The organism is Aquimarina hainanensis, from assembly GCF_042684685.1.
Lineage (GTDB): Bacteria > Bacteroidota > Bacteroidia > Flavobacteriales > Flavobacteriaceae > Aquimarina > Aquimarina hainanensis.
In genome coordinates, this window is the sequence record NZ_JBHULX010000013.1 from 1 (window position 1) to 16,272 (window position 16,272).

The following is a 16,272-nucleotide window of genomic DNA, read 5'->3' on the forward strand; positions in this document are numbered from 1 at the left end:
ATTTTAAACTATGCAGATTCGGACTACCCTGGATATGTAGACAGTAATGGCGATGGTATTAATGATCATTTTGATTATGACGGAGATGGCGTTGCCAACCATTTAGATTTAGACAGTGACAATGATGGTTTGTTAGATCTTATAGAAGCTGGTGGGGTAGACACAGATGGAGATGGAGCTGTTGATTACCCGACTCCTGGTGATGCCAGTAGTATGGTTGATGTTGACGGGGACGGATTAGCCGATAGTCTGGATACGATTGACAGTGGTAGTGGTGCAGGCGAGGTTACCAGTGGTACGGCGCTTCCGATGCCTAACAGTGATGGTACAGGCGGTTCGGATTCTCAGGATATAGACAGTGATGATGATGGTATTCCTGATAATGTAGAAGTTCAGTCCACCACTGGATATGTGCCACCATTGGGACGAGATACAGATGGAGATGGTATTGATGATGCGTATGATATTGATAATAGCGACCCTGATACAGGAAATGCACTAATCGCAATAGATACCGATCGTGACGGAATACCAGATTATTTGGATACAGATTCTGATGATGATCAAATCCCGGATGTTTTAGAAGCAGGGATAGGGACGCTTATAGGTGTTGATAGCGATAATGATGGTTTAGATGATGGTTTTGAAGGAGGAAATTCAAATGATGGTTTTGATACGAATGATGAATTAAATAATGGGGCAAGAGATACCAATAATAATGATTATCCTACAACATTCGAGGTAGATTTTAGAGAGAAGTTGGATTGGGATAATGATGGGATTCCTGATGCAGTTGATTTGGATGATGACAATGATGGTATTGTTGATCGTATAGAAGGAGGCGGAGTTGATCCTAGCGCAGATGATGACAATGACGGTATTTTAAACTATGCAGATTCGGACTACCCTGGTTATGTAGACAGTAATGGCGATGGTATTAATGATCATTTTGATTATGACGGGGATGGCGTTGCCAACCATTTGGATTTGGATAGTGACAATGATGGTTTGGTAGATATTATAGAAGCTGGTGGGGTAGACACAGATGGAGATGGAGCTGTTGATTATCCGACTCCTGGTGATGCCAGTAGTATGGTTGATGTTGACGGGGACGGATTAGCCGATAGTCTGGATACGATCGACAATGGTAGTGGTGCAGGTGAGGTTACCACTGGTACTGCTTTACAGGTTCCTAACAGTGATGACACAGGCGGTTCGGATTCTCAGGATATAGACAGTGATGATGATGGGATTCCTGACAATGTAGAAGTTCAGTCCACCACTGGATATGTGCCACCATTAGGGCGAGATGGAGATGGAGATGGTATTGATGATGCCTATGATACTGATCTAGACGAAGGTATTAGTTTAAATAGACCAATGGATACAGATGGTGATACAATTCCAGATTACTTGGATACAGATGCAGATAATGATTCTGTTCCGGATGTTATAGAAGCAGGGTTCGATATCGCTATAGATATAACAGATACCGATGGAGATGGGCTATTGGATATTTTTGAAGGAAGTGACTCTGCCGATGGATTTGATACGAATGATGAATTAAATGGAGGGTCAGAAGATCTTCAGAATACAGATGATACAGATGATGTCGATTATCGGGATATAGATGATGATAATGATGGAATACTGACATATAATGAAGATTATGATGGAGATTCAAACCCTGTAAATCAAGACACTGATTCAGACGGGATTCCTGATTACCTAGATGATGATGACGATGGGGATGGCGTGTTGACTACTAATGAAGGGGTGAATCCAGATAATGATGGAGATCCATCAACGGGAGATATACAAGATACAGATGGAGATACAATTCCAGACTATTTGGATATAGACGATGATGGAGATGGGATACATACAGAATATGAATTAGACGTTAATAATGATGGAGAAGAACCAGATGATACAGATAGTGATTCTATACCTGATTATCTGGACCCTGATGATGATGGAGATGAAATTCTTACAATAGATGAAGACTCGGATCCAAACGGAGATGGAAATCCTAATGACGCTATAGACAGTAATAACAATGGAATTCCAAACTACTTAGAACCAAATACATTAACGGATGCAGAAGATGGAATAGAAATATTTACAGCGATGTCTGTAAATGCAGATGGGGATAATGATGTATTTATGATTAGAGGAGTAGAGCAATATGAAAATAGATTAGAAATTTATAACAGGTGGGGAGTAAAGGTTTATGAAGCTGATAATTATGGAGTAGATAATAAATACTTTACAGGAATGTCAGAAGGAAGATTAACTATTAATGAAGAAGAAGAATTACCAGTAGGAACATATTATTATTTATTGGAGTATGTATTACCTTCCGGAGTAAGGAAAAGTAGAATGGGATATCTCTATATCAATAAATGATATAAACACACTCCTTATAGCTAATAGGTTATGAGGAGTGTTATACTATGAAAAAAGAAAAATGAATAAATGGAAAAACAATAATTGATTCGTTCAAGAGGACTTTAATACTCATGACAAGTTTTGAAATCAATAATATTTTTTTCAAAATAGGATATGTAGTTGGGCTTATGCAGATATAGCTAACTAAATAAAAAAATAGATCATATGAAGAAACTATACTTTTCGATACTAATAATTTTGTCTATTTCTTTATGGAATAAAGGATATACGCAGCAAGATGCTCAATACACTCAATATATGTATAATACAATAAGCGTTAATCCGGCATATGCAGGGAGTAGAGGCGTTTTTAGTATTAACGGATTACATCGTAGTCAATGGGTAGGATTAGATGGGGCTCCCAGAACGCAAACAATATCGATAAATACTCCTTTAGGGCAAAGTGAGCGAGTAGGTCTAGGAATATCAATAGTAAATGACGAAATAGGACCGACCAGAGAAACCTACTTTGATATTGATTTTTCATATACAATTCCTACTTCAGAAAAAGGAAGGCTAAGTTTTGGTCTTAAAGGAGGAGGTCACTTATTAGATGTGGACTTTAATAAATTATCAAAATTTGATGTAAACGATGCGAATTTTCAGCAAAATATAGACAATAGATTTAGTCCGAATGTCGGAGTAGGGATCTATTATTATACAGATAAATTCTATTTTGGACTGAGCGCTCCAAATATCTTAGAAACAGAACATTTTGATGAAAGTGCTACGGTTGGTAATAATAACTCCGAAGCCTTTATCGCTAGAGAACGAATCAATTATTATTTGATTACCGGATATACGTTTGATTTAAATGAAGAAGTGAAATTTAAACCGGCATTATTGACCAAAGCGGTTTTTGGAGCCCCATTACAGGTAGATTTATCCGCTAGCTTTTTATTGTATGAACGCCTGACACTGGGAGCAGGGTATAGATGGAGTGCAGCGTGGAGTGGAATGATCGGATTTCAACTCTCTAATGCAATGATGATAGGATTGGGGTACGACAGAGAAACAACAGAATTAGGAAAAGCGCAATTTAATGATGGAAGTTATGAGGTTTTTATACGATTCGAACTCTTTAAGAAGTATAGTAGAATGTTAACTCCTCGTTTCTTTTAATGATAAAATACTATTTATGATAATGAATTTCAGAAAATACAGTGTATTGATTTTAATTCTCTCTCTCTTTAATATATATGCTCAGGAAAATCAGTTGATAAAAGCGAATGAAGATTTTGAGCGATTCGCGTATGTAGATGCCAGAAAAATATATCAAAAAGTAGCTAAAAATGGATACTCTTCTCCCGATTTATACCAAAAACTAGGCGACTCCTATTACTTTAATGGAGAGTTGGAAGAAGCGGTAAAATGGTATGAGTCATTAGTCAATGAATATGAAGATGAAATAGAAGCAGAATACCTGTTTCGATATGCTCAGAGCCTGAAAAGTGCTAAAAGATATGTGGAAGCAGATAAAGTAATGGAAAAATTTTATATGCAGACAGGGAATGATCAACGGGCAAATTCATTTATGACGACCAGAGATTATTTGAAATTTATAGACATGCAATCTGGAAAATTTCAACTGCTGAAACTAAGTGTAAATTCAGAACATTCGGATTATGCTCCAAGTTTTAATCATCATGGAGATTTGATTTTCGCTTCTTCCAGAAATAGCCGTAATATGACCAAAACCGTTCATGAATGGAATGAAATGCCTTTTTTAGATCTGTTTTATTCCAAAATGAATATTGATGGAGACTTAAGCCCACCCAAAAAAATAAGAGGAGGTATTAATACGCGTTTTCATGAATCTTCTTCAACCTTTTCCAAAGATGGAAAGACCATGTACTTTACCCGAAATAATTTTACGAAACGAAAAGTAAAAATGGATTCTACAGGAACTATTTTGTTGAAAATTTATAAAGCAAAATTAAAAGGGAGCCAATGGACAGACATTGAAGAATTACCTTTTAATGGAGAAGAGTATTCAGTTGCACATCCGGCATTAAGCGCAGATGGAACAAAATTATATTTTGCCAGTGATATGCCTGGAAGTAGAGGACAGTCGGATATATATGAAATTGATATTTATGAAGATGGAAGCTTTGGAGTTCCTAGGAACTTAGGCGATCAAATCAATACAGAAGGTAGAGAAACATTTCCTTACATAAGTGATTCGGGAGTCCTTTATTTTTCGAGTGATGGACATACAGGTTTAGGAGGGTTAGATGTATTTGTTGCGGTTCAGGAGGATGGGTATTTTTCATTACCCTATAATGTAGGAAGACCGATTAATAGTCCGGAAGATGATTTTTCTTTTGTGGTTAATGAAACCACTCGAATGGGGTATTTCTCTAGTAATCGGAATGGAGGAAAAGGGAATGATGATATTTACAGTTTTAAGCAAACAGAAGAGTTGATAACCAAATGTAAACAATTTATAAAAGGAACTGTCACAGATAAAGAAACAAGAGAGCGAATGGGAGATGCAGCAGTTATTCTTCTGGATGAAAACAATGATGAAATCACCAGAACACTAACTAATGAAGATGGAGAGTATAGTCTAGATGTAGAATGTAATAAGTCATACATCTTACAAGCGAAACAAATAGCATATGCCCCTACAGAAACTGTTTTTACAACAAATAGTTCTTTGGGAGAAGAAAATGAATACCCGTTGGAATTAGAAAGAGGAGGATTGGAAGAAAAAGAAGTAGAAGAAGGGAATGATCTGGCGGCAGTACTGGAATTAGAAGTCATTTATTTTGATCTTGATAAAGCGAATATCAGACCTGATGCAGAAGTAGAACTGCAGAAGATAATAGAAGCATTAAGAGAATATCCCCGCTTGAGGATTAATGTAAGATCCCATACGGACAGTAGGGGGAAAGACAAATACAATATGATGTTAAGTGAAAAAAGAGCACAGAGTACTGTGAATTACATTATTGAGCAAGGAGGAATAAGTTCAGAAAGAGTTAGTGGTAAAGGGTATGGAGAAACTGAATTACTTAATAAATGTAGTAATGGAATCAAATGTAGTAAAGAAGAACATCAAAAGAACAGACGAAGTGAGTTTATTATTATTCGATAATCGAGATTTAGAGGTGGCGGAATTTCTTTTGAAATGATATTTATTTCCTCTAATGTTCTGTTTATCTATATTGAGTTCATTTTATTAAACCAATACAGTGTTATTTTTTAGCGATACACTATATAGTTCAGGTGTATTTTTTTTGCCCTTTAATAAGGGATTTCCCGTATTAATCAATTCAAAAACAGTAGGGTTTTTAATTCGATCAAAAATCGTCTTTGAAATCAGAAGAGACACCCCTTGTTTCTTACACTGTTCCTGAACTCTGGAGGCAATATTAATAGTATCTCCATGATATGCGATCTCATGTTTGATGCTTCCTATTTCTACTACAGTAATGATACCTCCATGCACCCCAGCTTTAAAAAAAGGAACATGTCCGTAGTTTTTTTGATAATAAGACGTACGATCTTGTAACCTCTTAGAGAAAGCAAAAAATGCTAACAAACAAGCATCGGTATTAACTGTTTTATTCATTTTCCAGGTTAATACAGCTTCATCTCCCACATATTGATATACTTCGGCATTATACTTTTCTACTACAGCCAGATCCAGAAAACAATCTTGGATAAAACGACTGTACTGTAAATGTCCTAAATCTTCTGCAATCATAGTAGAAGATGTGAGATCTATAAACATAAAAACACGTTCTTCTTCCTGTGGATGATAGAAACGACCGGTAATTAATTTTAATAGATTTCCTTTCCCTAGTAATTTTTCGAGGTGAATCGTGATTACAATAAAAATATTAGTGACAATAGAATATCCAAGATTAACCAAAATCAATGGACTGGTTAAAAAATCAATAAATAGTATTTCCAATTTCTCAATTGCCAGGTTTAGCTGTATATAAATAATCAGATATATAAGAATCATGATAAAGACATGAAGCCCTAATCCCTTAATAAGTATATTTCTAAAAGATCGTTGCTTATTAGCAATAGATTCTTCACTAAGAAGCTGAATACTGCCAAATAAGATACCGCAAATGACAGCTATCAAAGCGATATATAAAAAAGAATTAGAAGCAGAATATTCGATGTCGAAAACACTTAAATAGGACTTGATTCCATATTTTCTGGTCATGCTCCATATAAATAAAGAAATAAACCAGCCTATTACAAATGTGGTTACTTTACTAAACCATTTTTTCGTCATCATGACCTATCTGGATTTTTTGGCTAAGGGCGAAATTACGAAACATTTTCTAGATCTATCAGCTAAAAAAAATATAGATAGAACCGCTTTTTATAAAGAGTGATTCTAGGATGTCACAAGCAAATTATAGTATATTTGACAAAAAATACAGAGAGATGAAATTGCTGAAATTACTATTCTTTTTATTGTTTGTAGTATCCGTACAGGCTCAGAAATTATCGGACTTATATAAGAAAGTAAATTCCTCTGTGGTTGTAATAGAAATTATTAGTGTCGGAACAGAATCGAATGGGAGTAACAGACAATTAGTCAAAGAATCTTCTCAGGGATCTGGAGTATTAATCTCTGAAGATGGAAAAATCTGGACAGCAGCACATGTAGTACAATCGGCAGAAGTAGTTTCAGTAGAATTTGTGGATGGAGATATTTATGAAGCGACAATTGTTTCTTCTAATCCTCAGGCAGATGTAGCTTTATTACAAATCAAAAATAATTTCCAGTTAAAAAATAAAAAAGTCGCAACTATTGGAGATTCCGATAAAACATTAATAGGGGAAGATGTTTTTGTTTTGGGAGCCCCTCACGGGTTTAAACAATCTTTATCCAGAGGAATTATAAGTGGACGTTATGTGCCTGATCACAGGAGTAATGATTTTGTAAAGATAGAGTTTTTACAAACTGATGCGGCCATAAATCCAGGAAACTCTGGAGGGCCTATGTTTAATATGAAAGGAGAAGTTATTGGAATTGCCAGTAGAATTTACTCAGCATCGGGAGGGTTTAGTGGTATTGGATTTGCCGTATCTTCTAATATTGCCCAAAAACTGCTATCCGAAGAAGAGAACATATGGACAGGGATGGAAGGGCTTTTAATCACAGGAAATGTTGCCAAAGCGTTAAATGTTCCTCAGGAATCAGGGCTGCTGGTGCTTAGTACAGCAACTCAGGGAGCAGCCAGTAAATTGGGATTACAAGGAGGGTATGTTCCTGCTGTAATTGACGGAGTTGAATTACTACTGGGAGGAGATGTAATCCTGCAAATTGCAGGAATTCCTTTTACAGATGATAACTCTGGATATCTGATAAAAAAGAAGTTAAAAGAATTCAAAAAAGGAGAAAAAATCTCGATCTCTATTCTCAGGCATGGAAAAATAGGAACTGCTGAGTTCTATAAGCAATAGAGATAGATTTACCGCTTGTACTTCACAACCAGAAAAGTACACTTCACAGCTAATTTTATTTAATTCACTTATTTCCTTCCCGGGTAAACCGGTAAGCCAGGGTACTTTTGTGTAAAGAAATTCAAAGAAATTGATTTCACAAATATTTAAACCCTAGTAGTTATGAAGGCAATAAAAAGAATTATCGGAATTATCATTATCATAAGCTGTTTGGCTGGTCAGGATCTTCAGGCACAAGGAAGGTCAGGAAACAGAGGTGTGAAAACTTCTCATAGAGGAGGAAATCATGTAGGAACAAATCATTATAAAGGAGGACGCTACAGAACACAGCCGATTTATAGAAACCCGCATTACAGATATCCCCGACACAGAAGAGTAATCAGAACATTACCAGCGCATCATGTTCGCGTTGTATACAGAGGTTTACCGTACTTCTTCTATGCTGGGTTGTATTATACTATATATAATGATGGGTATATCGCAGTATTGCCACCAGTGGGAGTACGCATCGCGGTCTTACCAGTAGGACATGTAAGAGTAGTAGTAGGACCCTCAGTAATGTACTACCATTCTGGGATTTATTACATGGAAATCCAGGGGGCTACCACAGAAGAGGAACGGTATGAAGTCATACAGCCACCGGTAGATACCATTGTTTCAGAAATATCAGCAGATGCAGAAGAAGTGATGATCGATGGCAATGTATTTTATGAATACAATGATGTTATGTACAAGAAAGTTACGTTGGATCAGGAAAGAAAAGGATATAAAGTGGTCTATGTAAAAGAAAATGAAGAGAATTAATAATAAGAAATAATTGCAAAAACTATAAAAAATAAAAAAATGAGAATTTCAGGGAGTATCGTAATCACACTAATGATGTTAGGTGCAACAGTACAAGCACAAAACGGAAGAGAAGCCGTACAAAACAGGGCACAAATTAATCAGGGAAAAAGAGATCTGGATAGAGATATTAGGGAATTGGAAGCTTTCAAAGTAAAAATGGAAGTGTTTAATCGCTCATTCGATGCCAGAGATGGAAAAATCAATACCCTAAAAGCAGATTTGTTAACAGACATGGCGAGAGAAGTACGTCAGAGTGAAGAAAAAGCAAAAAGAGCCAGAAGAGAAATAGCGCAAAGTTCGCAAGAAGTACGATCAGAAAGAAGAGAAGTGAGAGATGATGTGAAAGATTCGAATAGAGGGCGCTATGATCATAAGGATGATAAAAAAGACCTGGCGAGAGACAGAGCAAATACCAGAGATGATAAAAGAGATCGAAAAGACGATATAAGAGATTTTGAAAATCAAATAAAAAGAGCGGATAGACAAGCCGTTATTCTGAAAACCATGAAGACAGTTAATTTCTCATTTGATGCAAGAGGAATAGAAAAGTCTAGAGTAAACAGAAAGCTGTTAAACGAATTTTTGGAAACCTTGAGAGCAGATGTAGTAGCCACTCAGAGAGAGATTAATGAAGATAAAAGGGAGGGAAGAGAAGATAGAAGAGAACGAAAAGATGACAGAGAAGAGAGGAATGAGTATGATTCTCCTAAAAAGAGAAGATGGTAATTTATTATCTGTGTGAATACAACTAGTAAGTTGTGAACCTTTCGGGAGCATCCCTCGAAAGGTTTTTTTATTGTTATTATTAACTCGATAATCGTGATATAATTACTTTGTGACGAGTCTCGAAATTAATATTAATTCTCAGAAGAGTAGAGTGTGTATTTACTGCGGGTAGTTCTGTTCTATTATATATAAATCCAGAATATCCCTGTTGTATGACAGAAAAGGCTGTTTCTTACTTTAGAAACAGCCTTTTCTTATAAAGAGACGTAAATATTCTTCAGCTTACTCCAAAGTCTTTATATAAGAAGCAAGAGAAGCGAGGTTTCTCAGAAAAGAAGGCAATGGGATACAGTCTAGCTTGTTATATAGAAGTAATAAACAATAAAAGTATTGTTGTTTTTGAAAAAACCGATGCCAGATTCTGATTGTAAAATCAGAAAAACACTTCACTGTCTAAAAAGGAAACTTCACCGTCAAAATAGGTTGCTTCACCCAAAAAGCCCTTAAACAAAGGGGATAGCAGTGATACCTTTGTGTAAACAAAACAAAAGGATATAACAATGAAAACATTACAATCGAATTTAGAACTAAAAATAGAAAAAGTATTAGCACGCATTTCTACCGTTTTTAAACCAGAAAAGAAAACTGTTTTTATAGAGGAAACAGAAGGTTATGTTTTTTGTTTTTCACAAATAGAAAAAAGAAACTAAAATATAGAGGGATGTTAAGGTTAGCAGGGGTAAGTGTAATCGCATTGTTGTACTGTAGTTGTTCATCGGTAGATGTAACTAAGACATGGAATAGAAGCCAAACTACAGACTGGAAAAAAGAAAATGTAGTCGTTGTTAGTAAAACAACAGATACAGATATAAGAAAGCAGTTCGAGAGAGATATCACGACAGCTTTAAATAAAGAAGGGTATATCGCACTTGAGAGTTATTTAGTGATGCCGGAACTATCAAGATTAAACAACTTAGATAATAGAGAGGTTGTACGGATAAAAAATAGTTTGATACGAAGAGGAGCTGATATTTTATTTCTTACGGTACTCAGGGATCGAAAGGAGTATAAAAAAGCTGTAAAAACAACCTATGAAACAAAATCATACCCTTTGTTTTATAGACCCTTCAGATCAGGAGATAGTGTACTGTATACAAAATCAACACCAGAAGAAGTCATAAAAACAATAAAAAGAAGCTTTGTGCTCGAGACATTGGTATATGATCTGAAAGAAGAAAAGGAAAAGCAATTGTTATCAGTGATGATTACAGAAATTGATAATCCGAAACAGCTTACCTCAGTGTCGAGAGAGTTCTCGAAAGAGATTGTAGAAGCGTTAGTGAGTAAGTAATTTTTTTTCATAATAATTAGGTTAGCAAATCACCGGAGGATATGTATTTCCCCCACAAACATCTCCGGTGATTGTTTTTAAAGAAAAAGAATCAGTAATAAAGAAAAGAGAGGGGATGCATAAAGAAATAGTAAGTAATTTTTTTCATAATAATTAAGTGAGTAAGCCACTGGAATCACAATGTATTCCCCCCACAAACATTTCCAGTGGCTTTTTTTAAAGTAGAGAGGGGGCATTAAAAAATAGTAAGTAATTTTTTTTTCATAATAATTAGGTTGGTGACTACCAGAGAGTAGTAAAGAGAATTCTCTGGTAGTTTCTTAAGAAAAGAAAACCGTGAAAAACATAAAAATAAGAGGTAAGTAATTATTTCATAATTGGGTTGGTAAACTGCCGGAGATAAATAAGGGAAAGGGCATCTCCGGCAGTTTTTAAAAAAGATAAAAACATATGTACAGGTAGTACATTTTTTTCATAATTGGATTGGTTGATTGCCGGAGGTGAAGTAAAGGGCGCCTCCGGTAATTTTTAAAAACAAAACAAGTTGCTGAAATATTATCAGATTGGATACAAAGCAATGATTAAGAAATATAAAATTCATGTACGAGTCGTACATATTTTTTCATAATTGGATTGGTTAATTACCGGAAGCAAGTTCTAAATAGCTTCCGGTATTTTTTTGTAGTCAGTAGGGATATAAGAATATTTATTATTAAGGATAAAAGATATGCATAGAATACGATGTATCAGAAAACACAAAAAGAGAAACATAATAGGATGTAGAATAAAACCTCTATTGATAAAAAACGGTTGACTGTTCTTATAGGATAGTTCAGGTACGGATTTGTCTGCTTCACCCAGAAAAGCAGATTTTGAGCCTGATTGGTGTCGTATTTTTGGAGTGTAGAAAAAATAAAACACCACTATTAAATATTAGTTATGAGAACTTCAAATCTGTTAATAGGAATGTTGGTGATTGCAGGAGTAGTTTGGTTAATGATAGGAAAAGGAAAATATGATTTTTGTAAAAAAAGATGCAATGAGTCAATAACCAGAGAGCTTACGACAATAGAGAAAATAGAGAAACTATTAGCAGATGAAGATAATGAGAAGAACCTTTTGGAAGATGAAGGAAAAGGTTCGGAAGAAGATGACTACCAGAATGAATGATGAGTAAATGAAGTAAAGTAGGTAGCAGTCAAACAGTGAAGGGACACTCCCCCAAAATTTCCCCCTAACTAAAGTTGATTACACGTCCCTTCACCGTATTTTGATCAGGCCTCCAGAAGTAATGGAGGCTTCTTCTTTTTAAAAAAGAAGTCAGGAAAAATAGAAAATAGTAAAATGTCAAAAAAAACATTAAAAAAATAAGAAAAACCCACCGATAATCACTTGCCATTATGTAGTTCTGAAAAAAAAATAAAATACCCCTGTTTTTTGCTGAGTATACCTACTCATAATAGTCCTACATAGTTGATTTATAGCTGAATTTATTTATAAACCAAATATTGAAATTGGCAAATATTGTTTTTATTTGCCACAAATTAAATGACTAAAAATGAATAATAAGATTTTATTAACCACCGCAGTACTTTTTTTTCAAACGATTCTTGTTATCGGTCAGGAAAGATCGCAAAAAGATCCTATGGAAGAGTTTTATATTGGGACTGTTAGTTACACACATTTTGGAGAATCCAGTTTTGAAGAAAAACAATATGAAGGAAAAGTTGGATTCTCTGAGGTTTTAGTAGACTTAAAATTCCCTTATGTTTTAAAAAATAAAAAAACAATCATAATTAATGGAGTTGAGTTTACCAATTTAAAACCTAATTTTTCTAATGAAGCAGATGCCTCTTCTTCCGTATCCAGAAACTTTTATTCTGTAGCGTATTATTTAGCATTGAATAATAGAATCGGAAAACAATGGAGTTATTCAATTGGATTAAAACCTGCCTTCGCATCTGATTTTCAGAGTGGAATTTCTTCTGATGATTTTATGCTTAGAGGAACCGCTCTAGTCAGTAAACAAGTAAGCAGGTCATTTAAATACGGGTTCGGAGTGTCTTATAATACGCGTTTTGGTAGAAGAATGGTGATTCCATTAGTACAGTTAGTGTATAAAAAAGGACATTGGGGAACCTATGCCTACCTACCTGCTTATATTTCTCAGTTTTATCATTTAAAAAATGGAAAAGTTGGTCTGTCAATTATAGCCAATGGTAATAATTATAACTTTTATGACGATACAGGAGCAGGATTGAACCTGGATAAGTTAAATTATACTCGTGTTAATATAGGACCTGAATACGAAACAAAAATAGGAGGAAAACTAAAAATCAATGTTAGTGGAGGAATTACTGTTGCTAATAAACTGGAGTGGACAGATAGTGATAGTGAAACAGCATTGGATTTATCGCCAGAAAACAAGTATTTCTTAAGAGCTACACTGAAGTTTGGAAGATAAAGGAAGGAACCTTTTACTTAGAAGATAAAATATATGGAAGGTGGTTTCACATGTTATAAAGGTCATTTGATCTGTCAAAAAGAATACTTGACCTTAAAAAATGAGGAACTACCTTTTGATGTATAATATTTTTGTGTGTAGTTATTTGATTTTAAGGGGTGTAATATCAGATATAACAAGTTTAAAAAACAAAATAAAAAAACCATGAAATTAGTAAAACCAATCGCAACCTTCATCTGTTTAATTTTTTCTATCGCTTTTTATGCACAGGAAGCACCAGTGGAAAAAAACAAAAAAGTAGAAATTTTTACTCCACAGGAAAGAGATAATCTACAAGTATGGTTTCATGAAAAAGTAAAAGACATGAAACTTGGAATGGAGGTAGAAGAAGAGTATTTTAGTATTGTTTTATATCACATAGTGAAAATTACAAGACTAGACGATAAAAAAACGTTGACAAAAGAAGAAATAAGGGATAAAGCAAAGACGCTGTTGCTAAAGCAAAACAAAGAAGTAAAAGGGATCTTGACAGAAGAGCAATATGCAAAGCATCTAAGTATTTTTGGAGACATTATTAAGAGTGTTCACAATAGAAAGACACAACAAAAAGATAATTAGAACTTATTTTTCAGATGAAACACATAACACTTCTACTCTGTATTGTATTCAGTATGGTGTTTGGATATGCGCAAACCAATAAAACAGTTACAATAGGAGTTTTAACAGACAAATCAACTGCCAGAACACAAGTTCTTTTTCAGCAGATGAAAAAAGAAATTACAGCAGTTATAGGACAAGATGTTACTGTTCGGTTTAAACAACCCTTAGAAAACCAGTTTAACTTTCCGGAGGCTAAGAAGAACTATGAAAAAATGGTTGCTGGAGATGCGGATATCATTTTGGCATTTGGGGTAGTAAATAACTTAGTGATTAATAAAATAAAACAATACGCAAAACCTACTATTTTATTCGGTTCTGTGAATAGTGATTTTACTGATTTCCCAAAGGAACAAAAAACATCAGAAATTCCTAATATTACGTACCTCATTACACCTTTTTCATACACGAAGGATTTGGAAGCTTTTCATAGTCTGTACGAGTACGATCACGTAGGAATTATAGTGGATGAGTTTTTACCGGAGATTCTTCCATTGCAATCGCTTTTTGATACTCATTTTTCGGATAAAGAGGCTACCTATTCCTTACTACCTATCAAAGAAGGAAAATTAAACCCTTCTTCTCTTAATGAGGTTGATGCGGTATATCTTATTAGCGGTTTTTACCTTCAGGAAACTCAATTTGGAGAGTTGGTTACAACAATTAATAAAAATAAAATCCCTTCGTTTTCTGCCAATAGTATAGCAGATGTAGAAAGAGGAATTTTAGCGACGAATCAACCAGAGACGAATATAGATAGGTTTTTCAGGAGAATAGCCTTGAATGTAGAGTCAATTATCAGTGGAGTAAACCCTTCAGACCTGCCCATTTTTGTCGATTACAAGAATAAGTTAACGGTGAATTACAGAACAGCAGATGAAATCGGTTTTCCGATGCGATATAGTATGTTGTCTTCGGTAGATTTTGTAGAAGGTTCTCAGGAGATTCACCCGGGACCTAATCAGAAATCTTATACGATTACAGATATATTAAACGGGGTAGTAGAAAAGAACTTATCATTAGAAGCTGCCAGAAAAGAAGTTGCCCTAAGTGAACAAGATGTAAAACTGGCTAAGAGTAATTTCTTGCCCAATGTAGTCGCGAGTGCATCCGGAGCTTATGTAGACCCGGAATTGGCTAAGGTTTCCAATGGACAGCGGCCAGAACTATCAACCTCTGCAAATATAGGGTTAGAGCAAGTGATTTATTCAGAGGGAGCAAATGCCAACATAAAAATTCAGAAAAACTTACAGAAAGCACAGCAAGAGGTGTATAATGCAGAAGAACTCGATGCAATTCTCAATGCTTCAGCTTCTTATTTTAATGCATTGATATTAAAAACGAATGTAAGAATTCAGAATCAAAACCTACAGGTGACCAAAAAGAACCTACAGATAGCACAACAAAATTTTGAAACCGGAGCTTCTGGAAAATCAGATGTCCTGAGATTACAAAGTCAGTTGGCCCAGAATACCCAAAGTTTGATTAATGCAGGAAACTCATTGCAACAAGCCTTTAATGCAATCAATCAGTTGATGAATAACCCAATGAGTACCAAAATAGATGTAATGGATGCTGGTATTGCCAACGGAATCTTTAAGAATTATCGATATGAAGAATTTCAGGAAATTTTAGATAGCCCTCAATTACGCCCGGCATTTATAGAGTTTTTAATAGAAGAAGCAAAAACCAATTCTCCTGAGCTCAAAAACCTGGGATATAACCTGGATGCTACACAGATAAATTATAAGTTGAATAATCTGGGAAGATTGATACCAACGGTTGCCTTACAAGGAAATTATAATATAACTTTTTCCCGATCGGGAGAAGGAGCTTCTCCACCGACAGGTTTTCCAATGTTACCAGATAATTATTACAATATAGGATTGAATATTTCTCTACCGATTTTTCAAAGAAATGAACGAAATATCAATAAACAAATTGCCAAAATACAGGAAGATCAACTGTTGATTCAGAAAGATAACATTACCCTGGACCTTGACAAACGATTAAATGACATGGTGCTAAATGTGATTAATCAAATTGCAAATATTGAAATTTCTAAAGAGGCAGAGCGAACCGCAGAAGAAAGTCTTTCATTATCCCAGAATGCTTATAAGTAGGGAGCCATTCCGATTATACAATTAATAGATACCCAGAATAATTTATTACAGTCTCAGTTGGCCAGTGCTACTGCTGTGTATAATTATCTGATGACGACAATGCAGTTAGAAAGAGTGATCGGATATTTCTTCTTGATGAACACGGACGAGAGAAATCAGGAATTTATTCAAAAAGCAAATCAGTTTATACTCAATAAAAACTAATACCAATCAAC

At 34.9% G+C, this 16,272-nt stretch carries 14 protein-coding genes; 13 read left to right on the top strand and 1 reads right to left on the bottom strand.

The window, feature by feature from the left end; translation table 11 throughout:
• The 3 genes from ACFSTE_RS08410 to ACFSTE_RS08420 all read left to right on the top strand — a co-directional run.
• The coding region (locus ACFSTE_RS08410) for a T9SS type B sorting domain-containing protein (RefSeq protein WP_378298075.1) at positions 1–2,409 on the top strand (2,409 nt) is incomplete at its 5' end.
• 207 nt (positions 2,410–2,616) lie between these two features.
• Complete coding sequence (locus ACFSTE_RS08415; protein WP_176027479.1) at positions 2,617–3,573, top strand: PorP/SprF family type IX secretion system membrane protein; 957 nt, start codon at positions 2,617–2,619, stop codon at positions 3,571–3,573.
• Between the two features lie 16 nt (positions 3,574–3,589).
• Positions 3,590–5,551, top strand: coding sequence for an OmpA family protein (locus ACFSTE_RS08420; RefSeq protein ID WP_254884087.1), 1,962 nt, complete (start codon positions 3,590–3,592; stop codon positions 5,549–5,551).
• Between the two features lie 84 nt (positions 5,552–5,635).
• Here the strand turns inward: ACFSTE_RS08420 and ACFSTE_RS08425 are convergent, their stop codons facing one another.
• The gene (locus ACFSTE_RS08425) at positions 5,636–6,712 is read right to left on the bottom strand and encodes an adenylate/guanylate cyclase domain-containing protein (protein WP_378258659.1); all 1,077 of its coding nucleotides are present in this window, start codon (positions 6,710–6,712) and stop codon (positions 5,636–5,638) included.
• A gap of 152 nt (positions 6,713–6,864) precedes the next feature.
• Between ACFSTE_RS08425 and ACFSTE_RS08430 the strand changes: the two genes are divergently transcribed.
• The 10 genes from ACFSTE_RS08430 (at position 6,865) to ACFSTE_RS08475 (ending at position 16,261) form a co-directional block, all read left to right on the top strand.
• Positions 6,865–7,890: a S1C family serine protease gene (locus tag ACFSTE_RS08430; protein WP_176027477.1), complete on the top strand. Its 1,026-nt coding sequence runs from the start codon at positions 6,865–6,867 to the stop codon at positions 7,888–7,890.
• Between the two features lie 162 nt (positions 7,891–8,052).
• On the top strand, positions 8,053–8,694 hold the full coding sequence (locus ACFSTE_RS08435; protein WP_378258662.1) for a DUF6515 family protein: 642 nt from the start codon (positions 8,053–8,055) through the stop codon (positions 8,692–8,694).
• Positions 8,695–8,733: 39 nt separating this feature from the next.
• Positions 8,734–9,462, top strand: a complete 729-nt coding sequence (locus ACFSTE_RS08440) for a hypothetical protein (RefSeq protein ID WP_378258664.1) — start codon at positions 8,734–8,736, stop codon at positions 9,460–9,462.
• Between the two features lie 560 nt (positions 9,463–10,022).
• Positions 10,023–10,172 (top strand): hypothetical protein, encoded by a 150-nt coding sequence (locus ACFSTE_RS08445; RefSeq protein ID WP_176027474.1) that lies wholly within the window; start codon positions 10,023–10,025, stop codon positions 10,170–10,172.
• A gap of 11 nt (positions 10,173–10,183) precedes the next feature.
• Positions 10,184–10,813: a hypothetical protein gene (locus ACFSTE_RS08450; protein ID WP_176027473.1), complete on the top strand. Its 630-nt coding sequence runs from the start codon at positions 10,184–10,186 to the stop codon at positions 10,811–10,813.
• 939 nt (positions 10,814–11,752) lie between these two features.
• Positions 11,753–11,983: a hypothetical protein gene (locus ACFSTE_RS08455; protein ID WP_378258670.1), complete on the top strand. Its 231-nt coding sequence runs from the start codon at positions 11,753–11,755 to the stop codon at positions 11,981–11,983.
• Positions 11,984–12,371: 388 nt separating this feature from the next.
• Complete coding sequence (locus ACFSTE_RS08460; protein ID WP_378258671.1) at positions 12,372–13,277, top strand: DUF6268 family outer membrane beta-barrel protein; 906 nt, start codon at positions 12,372–12,374, stop codon at positions 13,275–13,277.
• A gap of 204 nt (positions 13,278–13,481) precedes the next feature.
• Positions 13,482–13,895: a hypothetical protein gene (locus ACFSTE_RS08465; RefSeq protein ID WP_176027470.1), complete on the top strand. Its 414-nt coding sequence runs from the start codon at positions 13,482–13,484 to the stop codon at positions 13,893–13,895.
• A 14-nt stretch (positions 13,896–13,909) separates the two neighbouring features.
• The gene (locus ACFSTE_RS08470; protein ID WP_378258674.1) at positions 13,910–16,057 is read left to right on the top strand and encodes a TolC family protein; all 2,148 of its coding nucleotides are present in this window, start codon (positions 13,910–13,912) and stop codon (positions 16,055–16,057) included.
• A gap of 57 nt (positions 16,058–16,114) precedes the next feature.
• Positions 16,115–16,261 (top strand): hypothetical protein, encoded by a 147-nt coding sequence (locus tag ACFSTE_RS08475; protein ID WP_378258676.1) that lies wholly within the window; start codon positions 16,115–16,117, stop codon positions 16,259–16,261.
• Positions 16,262–16,272: the final 11 nt, after the last annotated feature.